Genomic DNA, 21,868 nt, shown 5'->3' with positions numbered 1-21,868 from the left:
CTTGTGGCTCCGCACAAAGTAAACGCTGATTCTGCTAATCTCACCGGGCGAGTTTTTCGACGGCAGTTTTAGCTAGACCTACCAGTAAAACGAGGTGCAATGAGCAACGTACTCAAAGAGCTAAGACGACGTCGCGTGTTTCGCACGCTGGCGCTCTACATCGTCGGTACGTGGGGACTATTGCAAATTGCAGATGTCCTTTTCCCCGCGATTGGTCTCGCCGAGAGCGACATGCGCTATTTGCTGATAATTGCCATCGCGGGCTTTCCCGTGGCTCTGGTTTTTGGCTGGATGTTCGACATTAGCAGCGACGGTATTCATCGCACCGCAGCTGCCAGCGCAGAGGACTTGGAAGAACGCAACCCGTTGCGCGGCGCCGACTATCTCATACTGGTCAGCCTAATGGCGGTACTCGGGCTTATCGCTTATGGCGTAGTGGAAAATGCGGAGAACATAGCCACTTCCAAGACCGACGAAACCGTGATTGGGGAAACATCGAATTGGAGGCGCGGCGATGGCCCACCAATGATCGGTGTTCTGCCCTTTTCGCATCTCGGGGGCTCAGAGGACGGCGAATTCTTTGCCAACGGTGTTCACGACGACCTATTAACCAGCCTGTCCAAGATTTCTGGCCTCCGCATTATCTCGCGAACTTCTGTGTTGCAATATGTTGGCACGACAAAAGCGATACCAGAGATCGGCCGTGAGCTACGAGCAGACGCCATTCTTGAAGGCGGCATCCGCGTATCAGGCAATCAGATCCGTATCAACGCTCAGCTTATTGATGCGCGTAGCGACGAGCATTTATGGGCGGAAACTTATGATAGGGAGCTCACGGCGAGCAATATTTTCGAGGTTCAATCGGAAATCGCACGAGCAATCAGCACAGCGCTTCAAACCACCCTGACTCAGGACGAAAACGACGATCTGGATATCGTTCCTACCAGCAACCTTGCCGCTTACCGTGCGTATCACGAAATCATGCAATGGCGTGACACCATCCACCTCGATGACAGTACGCGAGCAGAGTTCGTTGAGGGGCTCGAAAAAGCATTTTCTCTGGACCCGGCATTCACCCGCCCTATGGCTGAGCTTGTCGGCACTCTCGCTCTGAGCATGTACCGAAAACCGAATAAGGAGGCGCTTGCTCGGGTAGAGGAACTCATCAATCGCATCGGCGAAATTGCACCCGATTCTACCGACCACTTCATCGCGCAGAGCTTTTACTTCTACTACGTGCTCGAAGACTTTGATCGCGCCATCGCATTTATTGAAAAAGCACAGGCTCGCGCACCAAGCGACGCTCGACTCCTGGATATTCAGTCTTGGATACAACGGCGTCAGGGTGACTTTGAAGGATGGTTGGAGAGCTCAAAAAAAGCTCAGCAGTTGGCTCCCAAGGATTTAGGAATTGGCCTCCGATTAGTAGCCCGACTCATGGGCATGCACCGCTATGACGAAGCAAGAGAGGCGGCAAGAGAAGTTACAAGCGCCGTAGAAACGGATGACCCCGGCCTGAAAATGCTTCGCAGTCAACTGGCACTCGCGGATCACCAGAGCTTGCCGCGTCTGGAAAAAGACCTTGAGACCATACTCGAACAACCACACCTAAACGAGCTCGATGTCCTCGACGTGAGTTATTTGTTGTGGGAAGTACAAATGGCTCAACACCGCTTCATGCAGGCACAAGAGACAATCAAAAGCTGGACGTCCAGCTCAACCGCCGCGGGTCATGACGTCGGAGGTCCGGGTCAACTGTCACCGGTGTTGGCAGTAGAGGTTCTTAACGCTCTCATCGTTGGCGATCCTGAAGCACTAGGCAAAACCCTAAACAGCGCTAAAAAAGCCTTGGATATTGCCTCACGCTCCCCCAATGAATATGTGAACAATTTAGACCCGCCCACCTCGGCCTTGCTAGCCATCGCCGACAACGAGCCCGAATTAGCCCGCAAGACTTTAGCTCCAATATGGAACGACCCGAAGATAGACCGGGCCCTGTGGTTCCAACGCAATGTAATTTGCCAGGGCCTGGCGCTCGCAGGAGCTGCCAAAGAAGCTACGGACTGCCTTCGCAACACGTTGGATAAGCCTAGTAGCGCTTTGCACTTTTTGGAGCCGCGGCTCGCTTACTACGATCCGATTCGGTATTCCACGGAGTTTCAAACGCTTTGGCAGGAGCTGATCGCCGAAGGCTGGATAGTCGATCAACCATGACCCGCTGGAGACCTGCAGGCCGGAGAGCGTTTCGCTAGTCACACTGTTTCAAGAGCTGAGACGGCGGCGCGTATTTCGAACTCTGGGGATGTACATCCTTGCCACCTGGGGTTTGATGCAGGTCGCCGACGACACAGAGGCAGAGTCCTTAAGTCGCGGTGACTACTTAATTCTTACGGGGCTCATCGTCATTTTGGCCACCATAACCTTTGGCGTGGTGCGCAACGCAGACGATCTCGTACCCTCTTTACCGGTGGCGTCACAGAAAAACGATAATCTTACAAACGGTAACGCAATCCCAAAAAGAACCGACGGCCAAACACGTCATAGAGCTGGGGTGCTGTATTAGATTGCGTCGCGCCCTGACCCATCAGTGGCGGCTCCTCTTCAAAAACATTGCTCACACCGCCGTAAATCTCCGCTCGCTCACCAAACTCAAAGCGACCAGAAAACTCGAAGTAGTTCTGAGCACCAATATCTCCAAGCACACTTTCGTAACAAAACTCAGGTGATTCCTGGCAGGTGATATCCAAATGGCTGCTGATCTCACCGATCCAACGCCAGTTCAATGCCAACGATAATGGCCCAGAGTAATAGGTTAGACGAGTGCTACTGCGGTACTCGGGAACGACCTGAAAGAGCGGAATACCAAACTTGCATGCCCCCGCGTAGAACCCAGCGCAATCCGTTTCCGGACTATTTTCAGTTGCCTGGAAGGTGTTCTCCATCGCGTAATTGAATAACAGCTGCAAAGCGATGGACGCACTGTGTCCCGGTAGGGCCAAGCTGCTGGAAAGATCGAAACGGTAATTCACCGAGAGATCGACCCCCTCCGCCGCAACGCTCGCAAGATTGAACTGCGGGTTGGTGTATTGACTGATGTCGCCAGATGAAGCTCTAACAACAGAGCTACAAAACTGACTATCGGGATCGGCCGAATCTGCGCAGAGAGCAAGGGCTGCCTGCAAACTCGTGTCGCCGATAGCGTTGTCAATTTCAATGCGGTAGTAATCCAAGGATACAGACAAGTCTTCGGCCCACTCAGGCTGGAACACCACGCCCGCAGTAAAGGTATCGGCGGTCTCGGGATCAAGGGCCGTGTTACCACCGCCGTCAATGACGGTGAGAGGAAACTGCTCTGTGGCCTCGTAAATACCGACCTGATCTGGCGCAATCCCCTGAGCCACACACAGATCCGTAAGCCCATTACCTATGGGATCCGCAGATGCGCTGCAAAAATCTGTCGATGTGTCGAAGAGCCCCACTGGCTGAAAGCTAGGCTGAGCAAACAGCTCTTGAATATTGGGCGCGCGAATCGCCTGTTGCACCATGGCGCGAAAACGCAGCGACGCGGTGGGTGCCCAATCAATACCAACCTTCCAGTTGTCCGCGACGCCGGAGAATTTGTAATCCGAGTAACGATAACCCGCTTCGATACCAAGGTACTCAGCGAAACTTGCGCCGGACAAAAGGGGTATCAGAGTCTCGAGATAGAGTTCTGCAACGTCAGTCGAACCATCGATAGGTGCTTGAGCGTTCGCGCCTAAGACGTTGGCGTTCAAAAAATTTGAATCAGGAACCTCCTTCGAAGATAACTCTCGCCATTCCAAACCCGCTGCTATAGCAATAGGCCCGGCGGGCAACTCGTAGGCATCACCGGTCACACCGATACTGAGAATATCTTCGTCTGTATCGGCAGTGGTTACCAAGTCGCCTACCTTCAAAAACTCCACTGCTTCAGCATTGATTGGCAGACCGAAGGGGTTAAAAGGCACGCATCCGTTAGATGCATCGACACAAGCACCCGTGACCGGGTCCACTAGTAAGCCCTGGGCATACCGATCAGCAAAAACCGCACCTCCAGCCACAAACTCAGTGCGGACTTGAGACATGCTGTAACTTGCCTCCCAGCTCCAGCCACCGGCGAAATCACCTTGCAGTCCAAAAACCGCACGCAAAGAATCTGCCTCGCGGGCGCTTGTTCTAGGGCCCGTATCAACCAATCGTTTTGCAAAAACAAACTCTGCCACACCATCACCGTCTCGGTCGTAGGCGGTATTGCCAAACTGCGCTCGCTGCTCCGGCGTTAGCTGTGGATTGTCCAAGTTCACCGCCAACTCAACAAACGCCGGCGGCGGTGCCAGCTGAACCGCAGAGGAAGTCTGGGAATACACCAGCTCACCAAAAGCCTTGACGCGGTCGTTTATCTGATAGTTGCCAAACAGTGCGGCTGAGTCTCGACGGAGCGGTGTTTGCAGATAGTTATCGGGTTGAAAGTTGTATTGATCCTGCCCTCGCACAAACGCTCGAGGGGACCCATCTTCATTAAAGGTTACTCGGGTTGGAGACCCACCACTGTCAGGCGTGGGGGCGAACGGAAAAACAATACTGCCCGCAGGGATGGTGCCGCTGCCTGCAGGCACCAGTGCTCCACCATCAGCCGGATTAAAGCTCTCTTGTAGCCTCTCCGCAGTAAACGGCCGATCACCGGCAAATACCTCCTCTCGATCTTGGAAGTTAAAAAAGCCAGTAACATGACCTCGATCATTACCAAAGCCGAAGACCGCGCTGAGATCAGCAACGGCGCCATCACCCTCTTCGTAAGTGTCATATTGGCCGGTAACTTCAAAACCTTCAAAGTCATCATTGAGTATAAAGTTAACGACTCCCGCCAAGGCGTCGGAGCCGTACACCGTCGAAGCTCCGCCAGTAACAATTTCGACGCGCTTGATTAGCTGCGAAGGAATTGTGTTTATGTCCACGGAGCCCGAGGCGTCAGCCGGGATCAGTCGTCTACCATTAAGCGTCACTAGGGTCCGATTAGAACCTAGGCCACGCAGATTTAACGACGCGGTGGCATTGCCGGGATTATTGCTCGTGCGGTTATTGAGGGGGACTAATTGAGGCGCATCGTTTACGAGATCTTCGATCGCTGTAATACCCGAGAGCGTGATTTGCTCTGCATCAAGGGTGACCAGCGGAGAAATTGATGAATAATCTTTCCGCTTTATTCGCGATCCGGTAACAACAACTTCTTCTATCTCAGCCGTAGGATAAACGCCGGATGCAGTCCCTGGCTGCGCGAGCGCGAGCGTGGGAGCCAGCGAACTCGCAACAACGGCCAGATACAGCGCTTTTCTATTCATGAATACTCTCAACTAGGGTTACCTCACGATGATCTGACGATACTGGTTTAGTGATTGATCGACAATGCGAAACAGTTCCGTCGCTACAGATGATCCCTTTGTGTGGCACTTAGTCGGCGAGCGGTACGCTGAGAAACGATGCTATGTCGTTTTTCTGCCACATCGCATCGCGATAGCCCAAGGCAATAAGTGATTCTACAAACGGCTTAGCGAAAAGAAGGTAGGACGCTGCCGTAGAACCTGCACCGCTTTCGGTGCCACCAGTAGTGCGCAGTAAAAAACGAACGCTGGGGTGCAAAGAGTCGATGTTCTGCGCGGCAATCACATCTAACTCCTCGGAGGGAGAAATAACCTGCCGCTCAATGTAGCGAAGCTTCGAAGTACTCGACTGAGCTTCCGTAGGCAGCGATGCCAGCAAATTGTTAATGCGATCCAGTCGCTCGATGTCGCTCTCAAGGCTATCGATAAAGGCGCTGTTTAGAAGATGTCCCACAATCTGAGCCAGGGACGGTGAGTGCGCCGATCTCGGTACAGGATCGTTCTGGGGCTTCTCACGGTTTGCACTCACGCCCACAATAAACAAACGATCGGCACCCAGATGCAGGGCAGGACTTAGTGGCGCCAGTTGTCGGACAGCACCGTCACCAAAGTACTCATACTCTATACGCGTAGCGGGAAACATCGTGGGAATTGCCGACGACGCCATTAGATGATCAGTATTGAGCAGCGTACGCCGACCACTGCGTCGATAGCGAGACCAATCGGAGACTCCGCTGCCGGCCTGATAAAAGCACATTGATCTGCCCGACTCATAACCGGTTGCCGTGACACACACCGCATCAATATCGCCCCGAGCTATCGCCCGATCAATTTTTTCAAAGTTAATCGTATGTTTGATCAACTCTCGTAGTGGAGAGTTATCCAGGAGTGCGACGGGGTTACCCACGCCAACTCCGCGATTCACCAGGGACAATATCAGTCGGCCACCACTGCTTGCCATGGCGCCCCAACCACTGCGGTACACCTGCTCGGGTGTAAGCCGCATCCAAACCGCTTCGAGCTCGTTGATCGCGTCAGCAAAGCTGCCGTCATGCGCAGCCAAGGTAACTGCGTTGATCGCACCCGCCGAGGTCCCACAAATCACCGGAAAAGGATTTTTTGCTCCGTCCGGTAGCAGCTGTGCGATCGCTTTTAAAACTCCCACCTGATAGGCCGCGCGGGCGCCACCGCCAGAGAGAATCAACGCGTTTTTCATAAGATCTCTAGAGTATCGAGCTTGACGACAAGATACCGGCTGCGTCCAAGGGAAGCTACGTCAGACTGCAAATTCTAAATCTGCAACTCAGGCAGATTCTTAAACTGGGCGAGAGCTTCAGGGTTCGACAGTGACTCTGTATTGTCGATGGATTCGCCGTTTACCACTTTACGCACGGGAATCTCTGCGATCTTTCCCGAACGTGTGCGGGGGATATCCGTCACCGCGACGATCTTGGCCGGAACATGCCGCGGCGTATTCTCTCGCCGAATTGCCCCGCGAATCTCGGCACTCAACTCGTCGGTGAGTTCTGCTCCTTCTTTTAGCACGACAAACAACACCACCCGCACATCTTCATCCCAGTTCTGGCCGATACACACGCTATCGAGAACATCTTCAATCTTCTCGACCTGACGGTAAATCTCCGCGGTGCCAATACGCACACCACCTGGATTGAGTACCGCATCGGATCGCCCATGAATGATCATTCCGCCACTGCGAGTAAACTCGGCATAGTCGCCGTGTGCCCAAATGCCTTCATAAGACCCAAAGTACGCTTTGTGATATCGCTGGCCGTCAGGGTCATTCCAGAATCCCACAGGCGCGGAGGGGAAAGGCTTTACGCAGACCATTTCGCCTTTGTTCTCTTTTACGGACTGGCCCTGCTCATCCCACACCTCTACCGCCATACCCAATCCCGCACACTGAAGCTCACCTTCATAAACAGGCAGGCACTCATTGCCAAGTACAAAGCAGGAGATTATGTCGGTGCCACCCGAAATCGAGGACAGGCACACATCCTTTTTTACATCGCGATAAACGTAACGAAAGCTCTCGTGCGAAAGTGGCGAACCCGTTGAGAGCACCGTGCGCAGAGAATTGAGTTTATGCGTCTTCGACGGCTTGAGTCCCTGCTTTTCTAATGCCGATATGTACTTAGCGCCTACCCCGAAGACGTTGATGCCCTCTTCATCTACGATATCGAGCAGCGTATCGGCGGCCGGATAAAACGGCGATCCGTCGTAGAGCACCAATGTAGCACCCGTAGCTAGACCTCCTACCATCCAGTTCCACATCATCCAGCCACAAGTCGTGAAGTAGAACAGCACGTCTTTAGGACCAAGCCCCACGTGCAGCTGATGCTCTTTAAGATGCTGCAGGAGCGCGCCACCAGCACTGTGCACGATGCACTTGGGTGCCCCGGTGGTGCCCGATGAGTACATAATGAAAAGCGGATGATCGAAGGGTAGCTGCTCGAAATATAAGTCGGGCGCGCCCCCGGAATCGGCTTGCTGAGCCTGGAGATACGAGGGCCAGCTAACAGCCCCATCGGCAGGCACCCCCAGGATGGGGACGATAATGGTTGCGTTCAGCTCCAGCTGCGATGCCACTTCCGAAACTTTATCGGTGCAATCAATCGACTTGCCGTTGTAATAGTAGCCGTCGCAAGCAATCAGAACCTTCGGCTGAATCTGTCCGAAGCGATCAAGGACGCCGCTCACGCCAAAGTCGGGAGAGCAGGATGACCACAGCGCACCGATGCTCGCGGCCGCCAACATGGCCACAATGGTCTCCGGAACATTAGGCAGCATGCCCGCGACACGATCACCTCTTTGGACACCGCTTTCCCGCAGTGCGGCGGCAGCGAGTGCGACCTGCGTATGTAATTCGGGCCAACTGAGTTCACGGCGATCGCCGTTTTCAAGACGCCCGATGATGGCCGCGCCACTTCCCTGCCGATGTAACAGGTTCTCCGCGTAGTTGAGGCGCGCTCCCTGAAACCAGCGTGCCCCCGGAAAGCGTTCGGCATCTACCAGTACAGAATCAGCCTCGCGCGTGGCACGGACGCCCGTGAAGCCCCACACCGATTGCCAGAATTCAGCGAGCTCCGTCACAGACCAGCGATGTAGGGATCCATAGTCATCAAATTTGCACCCGTTGCGCGCCTCCACAAACGCCTGAAAACGGCTCAGAGTGCTGCTGGTGATTCTTTCTGAGGCTGGCTGCCATAGAACGTCTTTCTGGTTCACTCACTGGTCCTAAGTTCGACTGCTTTGCGCTCTCACCAGGTGGCTATTGAGCTGCTCTCTGAGACTCTCTCGCTCGGCTTCAGTCCATGTCTGAAAGCCTTCTCCAGATTTAAATCCTAGTTTCCCCGTCTTCACTCTTTCCTCAAGAAAAGGGTGAGGCCCAGCACTTCGATCAAGCTCGGGAATCATGGTTTTGTGGATATCCAGCGTAAGATCCAAACCCACCATATCAGCATTCTCTAAAGGCCCCAAAACAGGAAGCCTGAGCCCAAAGCTGTTTTTTACACAGCGATCTAAGGTTTCCGCATCACAGATACCCTCTGCGACCATAGCGATCGCTTCGCGCCACAACGCGTGCTGGAGACGGTTGGCCACAAAGCCCGGGACATCCTTTTTGACGTGTGCGGGCTCCTTCCCCACATAAGTGAGTAAGTCCATCGTCAACGCAAGTGTTACATCGTCTGTACTAGCCGCCTGAACGACCTCAACCAAGGGGATCAGGTAAGGGGGGTTCCACCAGTGCGTGCCCACCATACGATGTCCGGTCTTGAGTCCCTGAGTTATTTTGGTTATGGGAATGACTGAGGTATTGCTGGCAAGAATACATGTCGCTGGAACCAGTCGCTCCAGATCTCGAAAGATAGACTGCTTCAGCTCAAGTTTCTCGGGCGCCGCCTCGGTCACAAAATCTGCGCCTGCCGCCGCCACTCCAAGATCATCAGTGACATCGATATTGTCAGTAACGGATGCGTCCTGCCCCAAGAATTCCAAAGTCTCTGCAACACGGCCGCGAAGTGACCTTCGAGCGTCTTCAGCAGGCTCAAACACAGTGACTCTATATCCAGCGACAGCAAACACCTGAGCGATACCTGCGCCCATCAAACCACCACCAACAACAGCTACGTTTTTTATCTCAGTCATAAGTCACTAGCCTGCGGTATAGCCACCATCTGCGTAAACGATATGACCCGTATGAAAATCTGATGCACGGGAACAAAGAAACAAGAGGGGGCCAGCCAAGTCCTCGGGTTCACCCAATCTGCCCAGAGGAACCCTTGAAAGAAAGCCCTCGCGGACCTTAGTAGCTTCCGGGGTGTCTTCAAACATCCAGGCAGTGACTGGGGACCGGAAAACTGTGGGAGCAATAGCGTTAACCGTGATGTTGTGCTTACCCCACTCACAACCTAGCGCGCGAGTCATACCATCGGTAGCGGATTTAGAAGTGCAATAAGCGGAATAGCCTGCGGGGTGGCCAAGCTTGCCTCGAGCAGAGGAAGTAAACACCACCTTCCCACCTCGACCCTGCTGAATGAACTGCCGGCCTACGGACCGCGCGATTAGCCACGCACCCTCTACGTTTGCAAGCATCACCTTTTGAAACCGTTCAGGAGACATTTCATCGATGGGGGAGACATCATTCATTCCCGAGGCGACAACGAGAATATCGACGCCACCGAAATTGCTTAACGCAGCTTCGACCATCGCATCGCAGTCAGCCTCTGTATTTGGTCTGCGCGGCACAGCCGCGGCGCTGATTCCCTCGTTTGCCAGCCGCCCCGAAAGCTCATCAAGGGCTGACTGACTCCCCGCAGTTACAACCAGCTTAGCCCCCGCTTTACCCAACGTAGCGCAAACCACTTGGCCGAAAGATCCGGTCGCCCCAACGACCAACGCCACCTTGCCAACAACATCAAAGAGATCTTTAGGTTCGATACTAGGTAAACTCATGCGGGCTCCGGATACGGCATCACCACAAGCATCGTCGCCATTTCATTACTTGCGTTACCGATCGCTCTGGCCTCGCCCCCGGGAATAAAACAACTGTCAAAACGCTTTAGGACCTGTGACTCACCTGAACCAAGGGTAATAGTGATCTGTCCTTCGAGGACAACGTAGATTTTCTCTAGCGGACTCTCGTCCATCTCGGCCCCGCCACCGGGTAGAAACCGCGACAACCCAGTCCAGGCGAAAGTCGCGGAAGATACGTCAAAACCCTGCAGCCGAAGGCCTCTCATATCGAAATGACCCGGTGCGTCGTAACGCGGAGCATCCTCAAAACGCGTGATTTCCATAAGGCTCTTTCTCTCCTAGAACGCCAGCACGGGCAGGCTTATTCCGTGGATCCAGTTTCGATGCGAAAGCTCCCGGTCGGATCGACAATGGCCACTAGGCGAACGATACAACCATCGCCTTTCTTCCATCGCCACGGGAAAGCGGCAAATGTCACGCGCTTGCCAGAGACTTTGTCGATATCTCCGCCAATGTTCTCAAAACCGCAAATGCCGTTAGACAAGATCAAGTTGTGACAAGGCTCCCACTCAGGAAAATCCTCAATGACATCTCGCCCGGTTTCAGCTTTGTACTCTGCACAAACATCAGGTAGAAGCCCATTTGGTGCGCCAGGGCCGTGGGGACCGATAGCAGTTGCCAAAGGATGGTCGAGGGCCTGCGTATCGTTGCCGGCCATCTTGACTTTCTTCTCGACAAACCATTCGCCCGCTTCGCGGCCGAATCCGGGGGCATAGCCGTAGTAGTGCCGGTTGTCGCCGTAGTATTTGTGCCAGCCCGTGTTAACGATGACGATATCGCCTTCTCTTACGCTTGGCGTGGCGTTTTCCAGATCTTCTCGCGTCACTAGCTCCCACTTCTTTTTGGGAATATCCAAAACGACTCCGGATCCAAAGAAATACGGTAAGGGGACCTCATCCATGAACGGCGTGCCGGGAACAACATGCGCAGGAGCGTCGATGTGCGTACCCGAATGCATCACAGTAGTTATGCGCTGGGTAAGTACACCCGACTTGGACATACTGTGAAGACGCTCGATCTTCACGTCCTCAAAGTATGGCCAGCAGGGCTGTCCGAGCCCCCACGGGTGGCTGAGATCATAAAACTCCAAGCCCATTTTATTGAGTAAGTTGCTCTCCTCGAAAATGCACAAGGACTCATCGCGCCAATCGCCTTCTTCCCAACCAGACATCACAAATCTCCATTTATCTATCGAATTTTTTATATCACTTAGTGGTATATTTGTATCGCAATACGATTGCACTCAAAGCAATGACTGTCAAGGCAAAGGTACCGAGTTTTCCCTGAATAGGTTCACCATGTGATACGCCTTGTCTTGACAGACGCGCATCTCGGCGTATTTTCTTACAGTACATTTGTATCGCTGAGTAGTACTAAATTGAGAAGCCCAATATAATGCTTTCTGGAGATCGCACAGCATGAAAAAAACCTACGGAAAAGTCGCAATATCCTGTGCTATCACCGGCGCAATTCACACGCCCACGATGTCGGACGCCCTGCCCTACAAGCCCGATGACATAGCACAGCAGGCCATTGACGCGGCCGAAGCGGGAGCGGCGGTGCTTCATCTTCATGCGCGACATCCGGAAGACGGCTCGGTGTCGCTGGAGCCTGATCATTTTATGGGCTTTGTACCGACCATTCGTGCGAGCACGGACGCCGTACTCAATATATCGACTGGTGGTAGCCTGTTAACGACCATAGAAGAGCGCATAAGACCATCAGAGACTATTTCCCCAGAAATGAGCTCTCTAAATATGGGGAGCATGAACTTCTCCTTCCACGGCCTCGCCAGTCGTTATGACAGCTACAAGTTCGACTGGGAAAAGGAGTACATTGAGAACTCTGACGCTTACATATTTAGAAACACCTTCCGAGATATTGCTCAGGTAGAAAAAAGCCTGGGGCAGGCTCACGGCGTTAAGTTTGAACACGAATGTTACGACGTAGGGCATTTGTACAATCTAAAGTTCTGCATGGAAACGGGCCTGTTTAAGGCACCGGTTTTTATCCAGTTTATCTTTGGCATTCTTGGCGGCATCGGGGCAGACCTAGATAACCTAATGTTTATGAAGCGCACGGCCGACCGTCTTTTCGGTGACAACTACCAATGGTCTGTAATGGCTGCCGGCGCTGCGCAAATGCCTTTTGCCACGCAAGCGGTAATGATGGGCGGCAATGTGCGCGTGGGCCTTGAAGACTCACTATTCATTGAGCGCGGTCAGCTGGCGAGCTCTAACGCTCAGCAAGTACGCAAGGTGCGGAGGCTCATCGAGGAACTTGGTTACGAAGTTGCATCCCCTGATGACGTTCGCGAAATGCTCGCACTGAAAGGCCCTGAAAACCTGGCCGTCTGAAACTCAGGCCTTAGGATCGATACACGCGCCATTAGTTGTTTCGAAATGAGCCATTTAATCCACTGCTCAGCGTTTAGTCTGTAGTCCTCGAGCGCTGGGCAAAGTAGAGCGAAAGTAAGTAGAAAGCGACACCGAAAGCACCAACACCCAACATCCAAACCTCGGTGTCGTCCATCATTTCCCCTTACTGATAATTCGTTGGATCTTCCAAAGCACTTCTGCCACAACAACGATCGCGAAGATTACGGCTGCTGCAGTTAAGAACAGTTCCAAGGGAAGAATCATTGTGCGGCCCTCAAGTCAGAAATCGGTGTTTGCTTTTCGGCAAACAAAGCCGCTTCACTGCGGCCCGCAGCGGCAAAACAAATAACCGTTAGCAGAAACGCCACCATCGCGCTGATATGAGCGTTCTCCAATAACGCCAATGGCGGCGCCAGACCGCCAATGGCGGCGCGCACAGGTCCGATAGACCATGCGCAATTCACTAGCCAGGATCCGAACACAACGATGTACGCCGCAGTGGTGTTACGCTTCCAAAACAGGCCAGCCACAATAATGAAAAATAGTGGCGCCAACCAAGCGAAAAGCCAGGTTATTGCCTCGATGACATTGGGGTGGTTAAAGAAGGTTAGTGCGGCTGCAAGACCACCCACGATCAAAATGACTTTGCGGATCATCTGCCGCTCTGCCCGTGGTGATAAGCCGCCATCGACACTAGCCCCGACAATATCTTTTGTGAAAATCGTAGCGGGGGCTAAAGCAGACATGGCAAAAGTTGATAACAACGCACCGAGAAAGCCGGCCTGAAGTAACACCACCAACCAGGTCGGCAGTAGCTCAACAATCATAGTTGCTGCCGCAAGCTTTGGGCCCAACTGCGCAAACTCCGGTATTGTTGCGGCCGCCAATCCGCAGAGCACGGGAAACACGCCAAAAAGACCATTTATTGGCGCTGCGATCCACAAAGATTTACGAATGACGCTCTCGTCTCTTGCAGATATGGCGGCGGCCATTCCCTGCTGATTCACCGATTGAGCGAACACCACAGAAAAGACCGCAGCAAGGGAAAACCCCACCATGAGATCGGGAGTGCCCATCACACTGAGCTTGAATTCTTCGCCATTGGAAATGTAGTGCTGCTGAACTCCATCCCAACCTTCAGGCAAAACAAAACCAAGATAGATTCCAGCGATAATAATGGAGCCATACATCACCACCGCATTCACCAGATTGACCCACATCGTCTGCTTTATTCCGCCCAGTGTTACGTACGCAGTCCCTAAAACGGCACCAAGCACGGCAGACCATCCCAGTGACCATCCGCTAATCGCGGCGATACCAATGCCCAGAGTTTGGGTCTCTAGCGTAACAAGGCCAAACACCACCATGGCAGCGATACACGCAACGTAGGTCCGCATACTGGGCCCATACATAGTGCCCACTAATTCGGGAATGGTGGCGCAACCGAGGCGACGGACCCAGGGGCCTGTACCCAAGCATATGACGCACATCAAAATGGTGTGGGCAAAACAGAACCACAAGGCGACAGCGCCCAAAGCGAAGGACATCTCCATGAGGCCATAAACATGTGCTGACCCAAGGTAGGTAATCGCTAAGGTTACAGAGAACATCGCGAGGCCTGTGTTTCGACCACCCGTGGCTAGATCCGTCAGGTGCCCTGAACGCTTCTCTTGTAGGTTGAGATACCAACCAATCCCGCCAATAACCGCAACGTTATAAACAAGCACCAAGGCGAGCACGATATTCATGCTTGCCCACCGACCCTGTATTGCAAGTGTTGGCATTGCGCGTGAAAGCCCCGGCTTACGTAGCGGGTAAGGCACAGCATTGAGCTGCCGTTATTCATTATTAGACTACTCAGGCAACGTGTCTGGATACGTCCAAGTGTCCGAGCATGACAACTGCTTGTCAATACAAATGAATCACTATGTGAGACAATAAGGGTCGCGGGATAATTCAGCAACAGCGCAGTGCACTAGTTCTCGATCTCTTCCACGATATCGGCGCGGCATTGCAAAAGAGCCTTTTGAAGATCCAGCTTGCTGCGCTTAAAACGCACCGTCGGCACCGGGATGGAAATGGCATAAAGGGTGCCCCCAGGCTCCTGAATCGCGGTGCCAACAGCACTCACTCCCTCAAGGTGCTCTTCGTAGTCGAAGGCGACGCCAAGCTTTCGCACTGCAGCCAACTCTTTCAGCAAGGCATTCAAATCAGCTTTAGTAGCAGTGGTATGACGCTCTAACTCCTTAGGACCCAGGCGCTTGCGCACGTCAGCATCACTCAGGGTAGCCAACATCGCTTTACCGCTCGCAAGACAGTGCAAAGGAAACGCTTCTCCTACCGGAGAAACGATGTTCAGCCTACCGGACCCCACCACCTGATCGACAAAAACCGTGCGTTTTTTTTGCATCTCCGACACATCAACAGTTTCGCCCGTATCTTTCGCTAACTTTGCGATGTAAGGCCTGATGAATTCCACAAAATTGAAACTCGAGTTGCTAGCCATGCGCAGAATCGCCGGACCCAGTTTGACCCGTGACGTGGGCGTCGCACCGATTACAAAATGCTCCTCGGCCAAGGCGTCAACAATCCGCTGCACCGTAGATCGGGAGAGGTCCGTCGCCTTGGCTATCTGACCCAGGCTCAGACCATCGGACTCATTCTCCAAGGTGCGCAACACAGACGCAGCCCGTGCAATGACCTGAATCCCCTTGCGGGGCGCAGCGATCTTTTTTGGAGCCACAACGTTCTCGATATCGAAGCTGAAAACACAACTGTACCACATCGTGGTACCACCCTTCGCTGTCTACTACGACGGTTTTTGCTATGAGTTTTCTATAATGAAACCTGGAAAAAACTCTCTCTCAGGTTTGCCCGAGAGAGAGAGAAAACGCGCAAAAGCCTCACCTCACAGCTTTGCTCGTCGCACCATCAAAGTATCTTGCCTCCGTCCAAAACATACACTACGGCTTGGAGAGATTCCAAAGCGTGTCCTCGCTTCGCAACAGGTACAAGGCAACACACGCAGCGAGCATGGGTAGTGACCCAAAATATAAGAGTTGGTGGATCTCATAGGGTGGAAGTAAACGCCAAGAGGAAACCAAGGTAGTCACCGCATGCGCGACCAACACCGCCGCGTAGGTAAAATTCTTGAACAGACCCAAAAGGAACCCAAATAGCATTCCAAGTTCTGCAAGCCCCAGCGCAACTAAAAACCACTGCGGCAGATCCACGTGATAGTAGTGGCTGATCATTCCGCTGTTATGTTGGTAATTGAACAGCTTATCGAGAGTCCATACCATAAAAACCGCGAACACCCCCATTCGCAAGGCAAGTAGCGATATGCGAATACGCGTGTCGCGCGTCATAGACGACAAAGGACAGACTCACCTAACTGTCGTTTCATACTAAGACCTTGCTCCGGTACATTCAGCGGGTACACGCGTCGAGACCTCGGACACGACAATGCCCGTCGTCGCCGCAAATTCCTTCCACCTAGCCACCATCTCTGCAGTTTTAGCAGGCATGGTCGCGGCGAGGTTCTTCGTCTCGCCGGGATCGGCTTCCAGGTCATATAGCTCCCAACTTTCATCACCATAAGGAGCGGGCAATCTCACAATTTTCCACTGATTGAACTGCAAACCTTGACGCCTATGAACGCTAAAACCATAAGGTTCATTACTATGCACGCTATCGACATGCCCTTGGAGATAATCAATAAGTGAAGCACCCACTGGCACAAAGCGACTCTCATGTACCGCCTGATCGCGAGGGTCCGGGGCGTTTGCCACATCAAGAAACGTGGGCAGTAGATCCAATACTGACGAAAAGCCGCGTTTAATCGCTCCTGACGATGAACCTCCAGGCAGCCTCACAATAGCGGGAACACGAACCCCTCCTTCGGTGGTCATTCCTTTATGCAGCCTAAACGGGACGCTCCCAACTTCAGCCCAGGCTGAGCCATAGGAAACAAAAGATGTCGATGTACCCATATTCTCTATGCTGTTGTCGTACTTCGAGGCAATGAATTCTGACTCCATACCCATCCCGCTGGGAGGTCGTGCATCTGCACCATTGTCCGACATAAAAACGATAAGCGTGTTGTCATAGGCATCCACCGCTTTAAGATGATCGATGAGGCGACCAATATTGTCGTCTAGCGCGTCGACCATTCCCGCATACAATTCCATCAGGCGAGCCTGCTCTAGTCGCTCGTCAGTCGACAAATCTTCCCACGCAGCACTGCACCCGCTGCCCTCAAAGGCAACAACATCAGGGGCGACAATACCCAGACGCTTCATTCGATCGATACGCTCGCTTTTCAGCTCACTGTAGCCGCCGGCATATCTACCGCGATACTTATCACTATAAGAAGCGTCAACCTGCAATGGCCAATGGGGTGCTGTATACGCAACGTAGCCAAAAAATGGCTGATCCGGAGTCTCCAGGGACTTGTTTATGTAGGCAATAGCACGATCAGTGTAAAAAGATGTTGAATAGAAATTGTCGGGCAGCTCAGCCTCAATGCCATTCTCCGAATACGGGATAACGGGGAGACGTGGGTTGATTCCTAGCTGGTCATAGTGACCACCGGCCCCCGGCAACATTGCAAAAGAGTCGAGAAACCCCCTCGCCTGTGGTCCCTGAGAGGGCTGCATACCCAGATGCCATTTTCCGGCCATAAAGGTGTAGTAACCGCTGTCTTGCATTAGCTGGGGTAGCGCTAGCACCCGATCATTCAAATAGCCTTCATATCCTGGCTTACCTCGCTGATTCTCCGCCCTCCACTCTGCCATAGCACCCAGACCCGCCTGATGGTTATACGTACCTGACATCAGCATGGAACGTGTGGGAGAACAGGTCGGCCCCGCGTGAAAATTAGTCAAGCGAATGCCTTCGCCCGCCAACTCGTCTAAGTTTGGCGTACTAATCTCACCGCCGAAGGACCCTAAATCTGAGTATCCCAAGTCGTCTGCTACTACCAGCAATACGTTAGGGCGTCGGGAGAGCGCGGCTGAATCTTGCCTCGTCGGCGTCGTATCCGCGCAGGCGGAAAAGGTAAACCCAAGAAGCAGCAAGGCTGTTGATGCGCTGAACCTAATCATTCCATTCCTCTGAAAAGCCGACACCCTCCACAGGAGGGATGTCGGTTATGCGATTGAAGCTAAGCGTTGCGACAAGCCAACCAATCAGCGCGTCTGGCTTCACTCCCAACGATACCCTACGGTAACGCCATAGGTCATGGGCGGTCCGAGGTTCACAGTGCGGCAGCCACAGGAGAAGGGAGGATTTATCAACTGACCGGTAACGTATTCTTCGTCCGTCATATTTTGAGCGAAAACATCTGCAAACCATTTTTCCGCGCTGTAGCGGATACGCGCATTCAGCAGGCCATAAGCATCCTGAGTATCAAAGTCGCTATTTGCACGATCAAAAAACGTCTCCGATCGATAGGAATAATCCACTCGAAAAATCAGTTCGTTTTGCCCCAGCACAGCGGTGTACTCAGCGCCTAAGTGAGCCGTCCACTCAGGTGAGTAATTCAGCGTCTTCCCAGAGAAGTCTTGTGTCGGAGGCGGCACCTCGACAAAGTACTCGTCGTAGGTGGCGTCCAAGTGGCCAACCGATGCATCGATACGAAAAGCATCAGTTATCAATAACTCAGTTTCGGCCTCTAGACCCCAAATCGTAGATTGCGCTGCATTGTCCGTAAGCGGCCCGTCGCCGGTGAGGCGAAACACTTGCAGATCCTGATAGTCATAGTAAAACGCTGTCAGGTTGAGCACGATTCTGTCGTCGTAGAACTTGTTTTTCGATCCGATCTCATAGGCGTCTACAAATTCCGGATCATAGGGGACTTGCTCGTCGCCCTCTAACGCACCACCGTTAAAGTCAAAGCCTCCTGACTTATAGCCCCGCGAAATACTGGCAAATAACATATTGTCATCCGTCAGCGCGTAGTCCGCGCTCACACGATAGGTAAGCTCAGAAAAATCAGTCTCGGCAGTAGACGGCGGTAGAGGATCCGTGGAACCACGACCCATAAACCGGTAACCATTTGTCAAATCAAGCTGCCCACCAAAGGGGCGATCCTGCGTTTTCTCGTCCCAAGTCTGCCTGAGCCCGACAGTTACAGAAGCTTTTTCAGTAAGTTCGTAGGAGACTTGCGCGAACAACGCATAAGAGTCCACATCATGGAGAGCGACTCTGTCCTGAGCAACGCCACCACCCCCGGGTACGGCACCCGGTGGAAGCGGCGTGCTCAGTGGTAGCAATCCCGCAGGTGTCGTGGTGTTGAATGTCTCCGTCAATTCTTCGTGGTAGTAAAATGCACCCAAAATCCACTGAAGCTTTGACTCACCTTGGGAGATAAGGTTGAACTCTTGGCTGTACTGTTCGGCCTCGTTCAAGCGATAGCGCGTTTGTATAGGCAACTCGGAGTTGTCCGCGTCCACCAAAATTTCGTTGTCGTTGGTCTGATACGAGCTGATAGAACGGAAAAGCATTGCATCGTTCAGTGTAAAGCTTGCCTCCAAGTCCACACCTTCAATAGTTTGCTCGAGAAACTCTGCAGCGTCACGGCGAACGTCGCGCAGACCCGTAGGTCGAGGCAACACAGCGTCGCCTTCAGACGTCGTAGCCAGGCCATACAAATCAGCAATAATAGGAGCTCCCGGGGGCGGTAATGGGCCGCTGGAAACGCCGGTTATATGCCCCGCAGGATAGCCTGTTGCGGTTGAGGGTAGATCATCACCGAGGTAAGTAGAGCCTGGACCTATAGAATCAAACTCCGAGTGATAGCCACGAAGCAAGACCTCGTTCCCCGACTCTGACTCCCAGAGAAACTGGAGCCGAACGCCAAGGCTATCTTTATCATCGCCGTCTCGGCCATTGAAGGAGTTGTTGTAGAACCCATCACGCTTATCCGAAAACAATGCTACCCGTGCACTAACGCTATCCGTCAAAGGACCATTTGCTACGGCCCTCAGGCGTTGCGAGTTGTAGTTGCCCAAAGCCAGGTCAACGTTAGCCTCAAACTCATCGTTAGGTCGTTCCGTGATTATATTGATCGAGCCGCCCGTAGCATTTCGTCCATACAAGGTGCCCTGCGGGCCACGCAAAACTTCCACTCTTGAGATATCAAATATGTCACCAGCGGCGACGGAGTTTCGCCCAACGTAAACGCCGTCAATGTGTACGGCAACACCGGGATCACCACCACCGACAAGAGTCTCGGTGCCTATACCTCTCAGCGTCACTCGAGCCACATTCTGTCCAGCTGATTGAACGGAGAAATTCAGGTTTGGTGTTGCTTCCTGGATACCCTGTATATTGCTGAAGCCGCGCAAATCCATGTCGTTTTGCGAAAATGCGGTAACCGAGAGAGGAATGTCCTGTAGGCCTTCCGCTCGCTTGGTTGCCGTCACTACAACTTCCTCTAAAACAGTTTGGGCAAAAGAAGCCGTCGGGAGTGCCCCCAAAGCAGCGAGAGTACCAGCCGCAGTCGCGGTGAACAGACGGTTAAATCTTGGTTTCATAGTGATTCCCTTACACCTGATTATGTTTATGGTTAGCTTATGCAAGTCAGGAGAACGTCATAATTGTGTATGAACGCATTATGAGAATAGCGACGGATGAACTGTATAGCAATTAATCTGTATCGCCATGTGAGACAAATTTGATACTAGCGATACACTCCAAAAACCTTCCCCAATACAGCAGTGCGCCTGAGGCACGAACTTTCAGGATCACGGAAGCAACAGCCAGACACAGAGATCTGCGGCGTAGAGGGCAAGTGTAATGCGAGCGAAAAAGGCGGCTTAGGCCTCAAAAGAAACTGTTGGGCCCGTCACTCATCGCCGCAGATACTGCACGAGACGTGCGCTTAAGATGCTGTACGATTTCAGCTTCGCGCTTCTCGGTTACCCGACTCGCCGGCATAACCACAGATACCGCTGCAACAGGTTTGCTAATACGATCAAAGATAGGGACACCGATGGCGAAGATCCCGGGATAAAGCTCTTGATTATCGATGGAATAACCTTGCTTGTTGAAGATTACAAGACGTTCAAGGAGCTCCGTTTTAGAAGTAATCGTATGTTCGGTGAAACGCGGCAAGTCCTCCGAAAGCAATCTATCGAGATGGTCCTGGCCGACAAAAGCAAGAATGGCTTTTGCACCCGCGGGAGCATGCAAAGGTAAAACATCAGCGGATGCCATAGCCACACGTAATGGGCTCTTACTCTCTGCAAGATAACAGGCAATGGTTTTGCGTTCCGCCCACACCTCAAGACTCACAGTTTCACCCACGGCATCGCGCAGTTCGTCTATGTACTTCTGAGACACAGAGGTGAATGCACTAATGGATTGCCCAGTTTGCGTTCGACCAAGACGGTAAGCGAGAGGCCCAAGAGTGTACTTCTTAGTCTCGTCGTTCTGAGAGACCATCCCGTATTCAAGCAAAGTACCTAATATGCGCGAGACCGTAGCCTTATGAATACCCGTATGCTCACTTACTTCTACAGTGCCAACTTCGTGATCAACATCTGCAAAGGAGACGAGAATCTCCAAGGTTTTTTCAATGGCGCTCAGCTTGTCCTTGATCGGGTGCTTCATCGTGACTCTCTTGTGATGGAGCGCTTAAAGGTGTTGCTCGATCATCGCCCACGAACTTAACCTGATCTGGCGAAATTTCACAACCTGCAAGAACAATCACGATTGCAGCCAACGCCACAAAGAATACTTTGAAATCCTCGGCCCGTCTCGGAGGACACGTGGATAGCTGTCGGCAATCAAACATCGGCTACCCCCAGGACGTTGTTGGAAGCATCGCCTTATCGGGCGTTAGAGTTATCGCATCGACGGGGCAGCTCAGCCGGCAAAGGTGGCAAATCTGGCAGTCTTGCTGATATGCAATGTAGGCCTGCTCAGACACCGGGTCCATTCGTATAACATCGGTAGGGCAAGCTTTTACGCAGTTTTCGCAACCGATACAGCCGTGAATTTTTTCAATGGGCATGCGGTGGACTATCCTCT

General features: G+C 52.7%; 16 protein-coding genes. 2 read left to right on the top strand and 14 right to left on the bottom strand.

Going from position 1 to position 21,868, the window contains the following annotated elements; genetic code table 11:
* Nucleotides 1–99: 99 nt before the first annotated feature.
* On the top strand, nt 100–2,214 hold the full coding sequence (locus R0137_RS04010) for a hypothetical protein (protein WP_407328727.1): 2,115 nt from the start codon (nt 100–102) through the stop codon (nt 2,212–2,214).
* A 278-nt stretch (nt 2,215–2,492) separates the two neighbouring features.
* Here R0137_RS04010 and R0137_RS04005 read toward each other — a convergent pair whose 3' ends face one another.
* The 7 genes from R0137_RS04005 to R0137_RS03975 form a co-directional block, all read right to left on the bottom strand.
* Nucleotides 2,493–5,360, bottom strand: coding sequence for a TonB-dependent receptor domain-containing protein (locus R0137_RS04005; RefSeq protein ID WP_407328726.1), 2,868 nt, complete (start codon nt 5,358–5,360; stop codon nt 2,493–2,495).
* Between the two features lie 109 nt (nt 5,361–5,469).
* Nucleotides 5,470–6,615, bottom strand: coding sequence for a patatin-like phospholipase family protein (locus R0137_RS04000; protein WP_407328725.1), 1,146 nt, complete (start codon nt 6,613–6,615; stop codon nt 5,470–5,472).
* A 74-nt stretch (nt 6,616–6,689) separates the two neighbouring features.
* The gene (locus tag R0137_RS03995; protein WP_407328723.1) at nt 6,690–8,645 is read right to left on the bottom strand and encodes an acetoacetate--CoA ligase; all 1,956 of its coding nucleotides are present in this window, start codon (nt 8,643–8,645) and stop codon (nt 6,690–6,692) included.
* Between the two features lie 9 nt (nt 8,646–8,654).
* Nucleotides 8,655–9,566, bottom strand: coding sequence for a 3-hydroxyacyl-CoA dehydrogenase family protein (locus R0137_RS03990; protein WP_407328722.1), 912 nt, complete (start codon nt 9,564–9,566; stop codon nt 8,655–8,657).
* A gap of 6 nt (nt 9,567–9,572) precedes the next feature.
* Nucleotides 9,573–10,373 carry an SDR family NAD(P)-dependent oxidoreductase gene (locus tag R0137_RS03985; protein WP_407328721.1) on the bottom strand — a complete coding sequence of 267 codons (801 nt, stop codon included), beginning with the start codon at nt 10,371–10,373 and terminating at the stop codon, nt 9,573–9,575.
* Nucleotides 10,370–10,717, bottom strand: a complete 348-nt coding sequence (locus tag R0137_RS03980; RefSeq protein ID WP_407328720.1) for a cupin domain-containing protein — start codon at nt 10,715–10,717, stop codon at nt 10,370–10,372. The genes R0137_RS03985 and R0137_RS03980 overlap by 4 nt, the downstream gene beginning before the upstream one ends.
* 38 nt (nt 10,718–10,755) lie before the next feature.
* Nucleotides 10,756–11,625 carry a cyclase family protein gene (locus R0137_RS03975; RefSeq protein WP_407328718.1) on the bottom strand — a complete coding sequence of 290 codons (870 nt, stop codon included), beginning with the start codon at nt 11,623–11,625 and terminating at the stop codon, nt 10,756–10,758.
* 247 nt (nt 11,626–11,872) lie between these two features.
* Here R0137_RS03975 and R0137_RS03970 point away from each other — a divergent pair, with 247 nt between their 5' ends.
* Nucleotides 11,873–12,811, top strand: coding sequence for a 3-keto-5-aminohexanoate cleavage protein (locus R0137_RS03970; protein ID WP_407328716.1), 939 nt, complete (start codon nt 11,873–11,875; stop codon nt 12,809–12,811).
* Nucleotides 12,812–13,092: 281 nt separating this feature from the next.
* Here R0137_RS03970 and R0137_RS03965 read toward each other — a convergent pair whose 3' ends face one another.
* From R0137_RS03965 to R0137_RS03935, 7 genes are all read right to left on the bottom strand, one after another.
* Nucleotides 13,093–14,580 carry a sodium:solute symporter gene (locus tag R0137_RS03965; RefSeq protein WP_407328714.1) on the bottom strand — a complete coding sequence of 496 codons (1,488 nt, stop codon included), beginning with the start codon at nt 14,578–14,580 and terminating at the stop codon, nt 13,093–13,095.
* 227 nt (nt 14,581–14,807) lie between these two features.
* Nucleotides 14,808–15,617 carry an IclR family transcriptional regulator gene (locus tag R0137_RS03960; RefSeq protein ID WP_407328712.1) on the bottom strand — a complete coding sequence of 270 codons (810 nt, stop codon included), beginning with the start codon at nt 15,615–15,617 and terminating at the stop codon, nt 14,808–14,810.
* A 178-nt stretch (nt 15,618–15,795) separates the two neighbouring features.
* A complete protein-coding gene (locus R0137_RS03955; protein WP_407329965.1) occupies nt 15,796–16,200 on the bottom strand; it encodes a DoxX family membrane protein in 405 nt (134 codons plus the stop codon).
* A gap of 39 nt (nt 16,201–16,239) precedes the next feature.
* Nucleotides 16,240–17,937, bottom strand: coding sequence for an arylsulfatase (locus tag R0137_RS03950; RefSeq protein WP_407328710.1), 1,698 nt, complete (start codon nt 17,935–17,937; stop codon nt 16,240–16,242).
* A 99-nt stretch (nt 17,938–18,036) separates the two neighbouring features.
* Nucleotides 18,037–20,370, bottom strand: a complete 2,334-nt coding sequence (locus tag R0137_RS03945) for a TonB-dependent receptor (RefSeq protein ID WP_407328709.1) — start codon at nt 20,368–20,370, stop codon at nt 18,037–18,039.
* Between the two features lie 289 nt (nt 20,371–20,659).
* Nucleotides 20,660–21,448 carry an IclR family transcriptional regulator gene (locus R0137_RS03940; protein ID WP_407328708.1) on the bottom strand — a complete coding sequence of 263 codons (789 nt, stop codon included), beginning with the start codon at nt 21,446–21,448 and terminating at the stop codon, nt 20,660–20,662.
* A 187-nt stretch (nt 21,449–21,635) separates the two neighbouring features.
* Nucleotides 21,636–21,851 carry a ferredoxin family protein gene (locus tag R0137_RS03935; RefSeq protein ID WP_407328706.1) on the bottom strand — a complete coding sequence of 72 codons (216 nt, stop codon included), beginning with the start codon at nt 21,849–21,851 and terminating at the stop codon, nt 21,636–21,638.
* Nucleotides 21,852–21,868 lie beyond the last annotated feature (17 nt).

The organism is Congregibacter brevis (genome assembly GCF_045689245.1).
Classification (GTDB): Bacteria; Pseudomonadota; Gammaproteobacteria; order Pseudomonadales; family Halieaceae; genus Congregibacter; species Congregibacter brevis.
This window is presented reverse-complemented; position numbering and strand designations above follow the sequence as displayed.

Bases quoted from the DNA above. Each gene is read 5' to 3' on its own strand.
- R0137_RS04010 (WP_407328727.1), top strand. From the start codon at position 100: ATGAGCAACGTACTCAAAGAGCTAAGACGACGTCGCGTGTTTCGCACG.
- R0137_RS04005 (WP_407328726.1), bottom strand. From the start codon at position 5,360: ATGAATAGAAAAGCGCTGTATCTGGCCGTTGTTGCGAGTTCGCTGGCT.
- R0137_RS04000 (WP_407328725.1), bottom strand. From the start codon at position 6,615: ATGAAAAACGCGTTGATTCTCTCTGGCGGTGGCGCCCGCGCGGCCTAT.
- R0137_RS03990 (WP_407328722.1), bottom strand. From the start codon at position 9,566: ATGACTGAGATAAAAAACGTAGCTGTTGTTGGTGGTGGTTTGATGGGC.
- R0137_RS03985 (WP_407328721.1), bottom strand. From the start codon at position 10,373: ATGAGTTTACCTAGTATCGAACCTAAAGATCTCTTTGATGTTGTTGGC.
- R0137_RS03980 (WP_407328720.1), bottom strand. From the start codon at position 10,717: ATGGAAATCACGCGTTTTGAGGATGCTCCGCGTTACGACGCACCGGGT.
- R0137_RS03975 (WP_407328718.1), bottom strand. From the start codon at position 11,625: ATGTCTGGTTGGGAAGAAGGCGATTGGCGCGATGAGTCCTTGTGCATT.
- R0137_RS03970 (WP_407328716.1), top strand. From the start codon at position 11,873: ATGAAAAAAACCTACGGAAAAGTCGCAATATCCTGTGCTATCACCGGC.
- R0137_RS03965 (WP_407328714.1), bottom strand. From the start codon at position 14,580: ATGAATATCGTGCTCGCCTTGGTGCTTGTTTATAACGTTGCGGTTATT.
- R0137_RS03960 (WP_407328712.1), bottom strand. From the start codon at position 15,617: ATGTGGTACAGTTGTGTTTTCAGCTTCGATATCGAGAACGTTGTGGCT.
- R0137_RS03955 (WP_407329965.1), bottom strand. From the start codon at position 16,200: ATGACGCGCGACACGCGTATTCGCATATCGCTACTTGCCTTGCGAATG.
- R0137_RS03950 (WP_407328710.1), bottom strand. From the start codon at position 17,937: ATGATTAGGTTCAGCGCATCAACAGCCTTGCTGCTTCTTGGGTTTACC.
- R0137_RS03945 (WP_407328709.1), bottom strand. From the start codon at position 20,370: ATGAAACCAAGATTTAACCGTCTGTTCACCGCGACTGCGGCTGGTACT.
- R0137_RS03940 (WP_407328708.1), bottom strand. From the start codon at position 21,448: ATGAAGCACCCGATCAAGGACAAGCTGAGCGCCATTGAAAAAACCTTG.
- R0137_RS03935 (WP_407328706.1), bottom strand. From the start codon at position 21,851: ATGCCCATTGAAAAAATTCACGGCTGTATCGGTTGCGAAAACTGCGTA.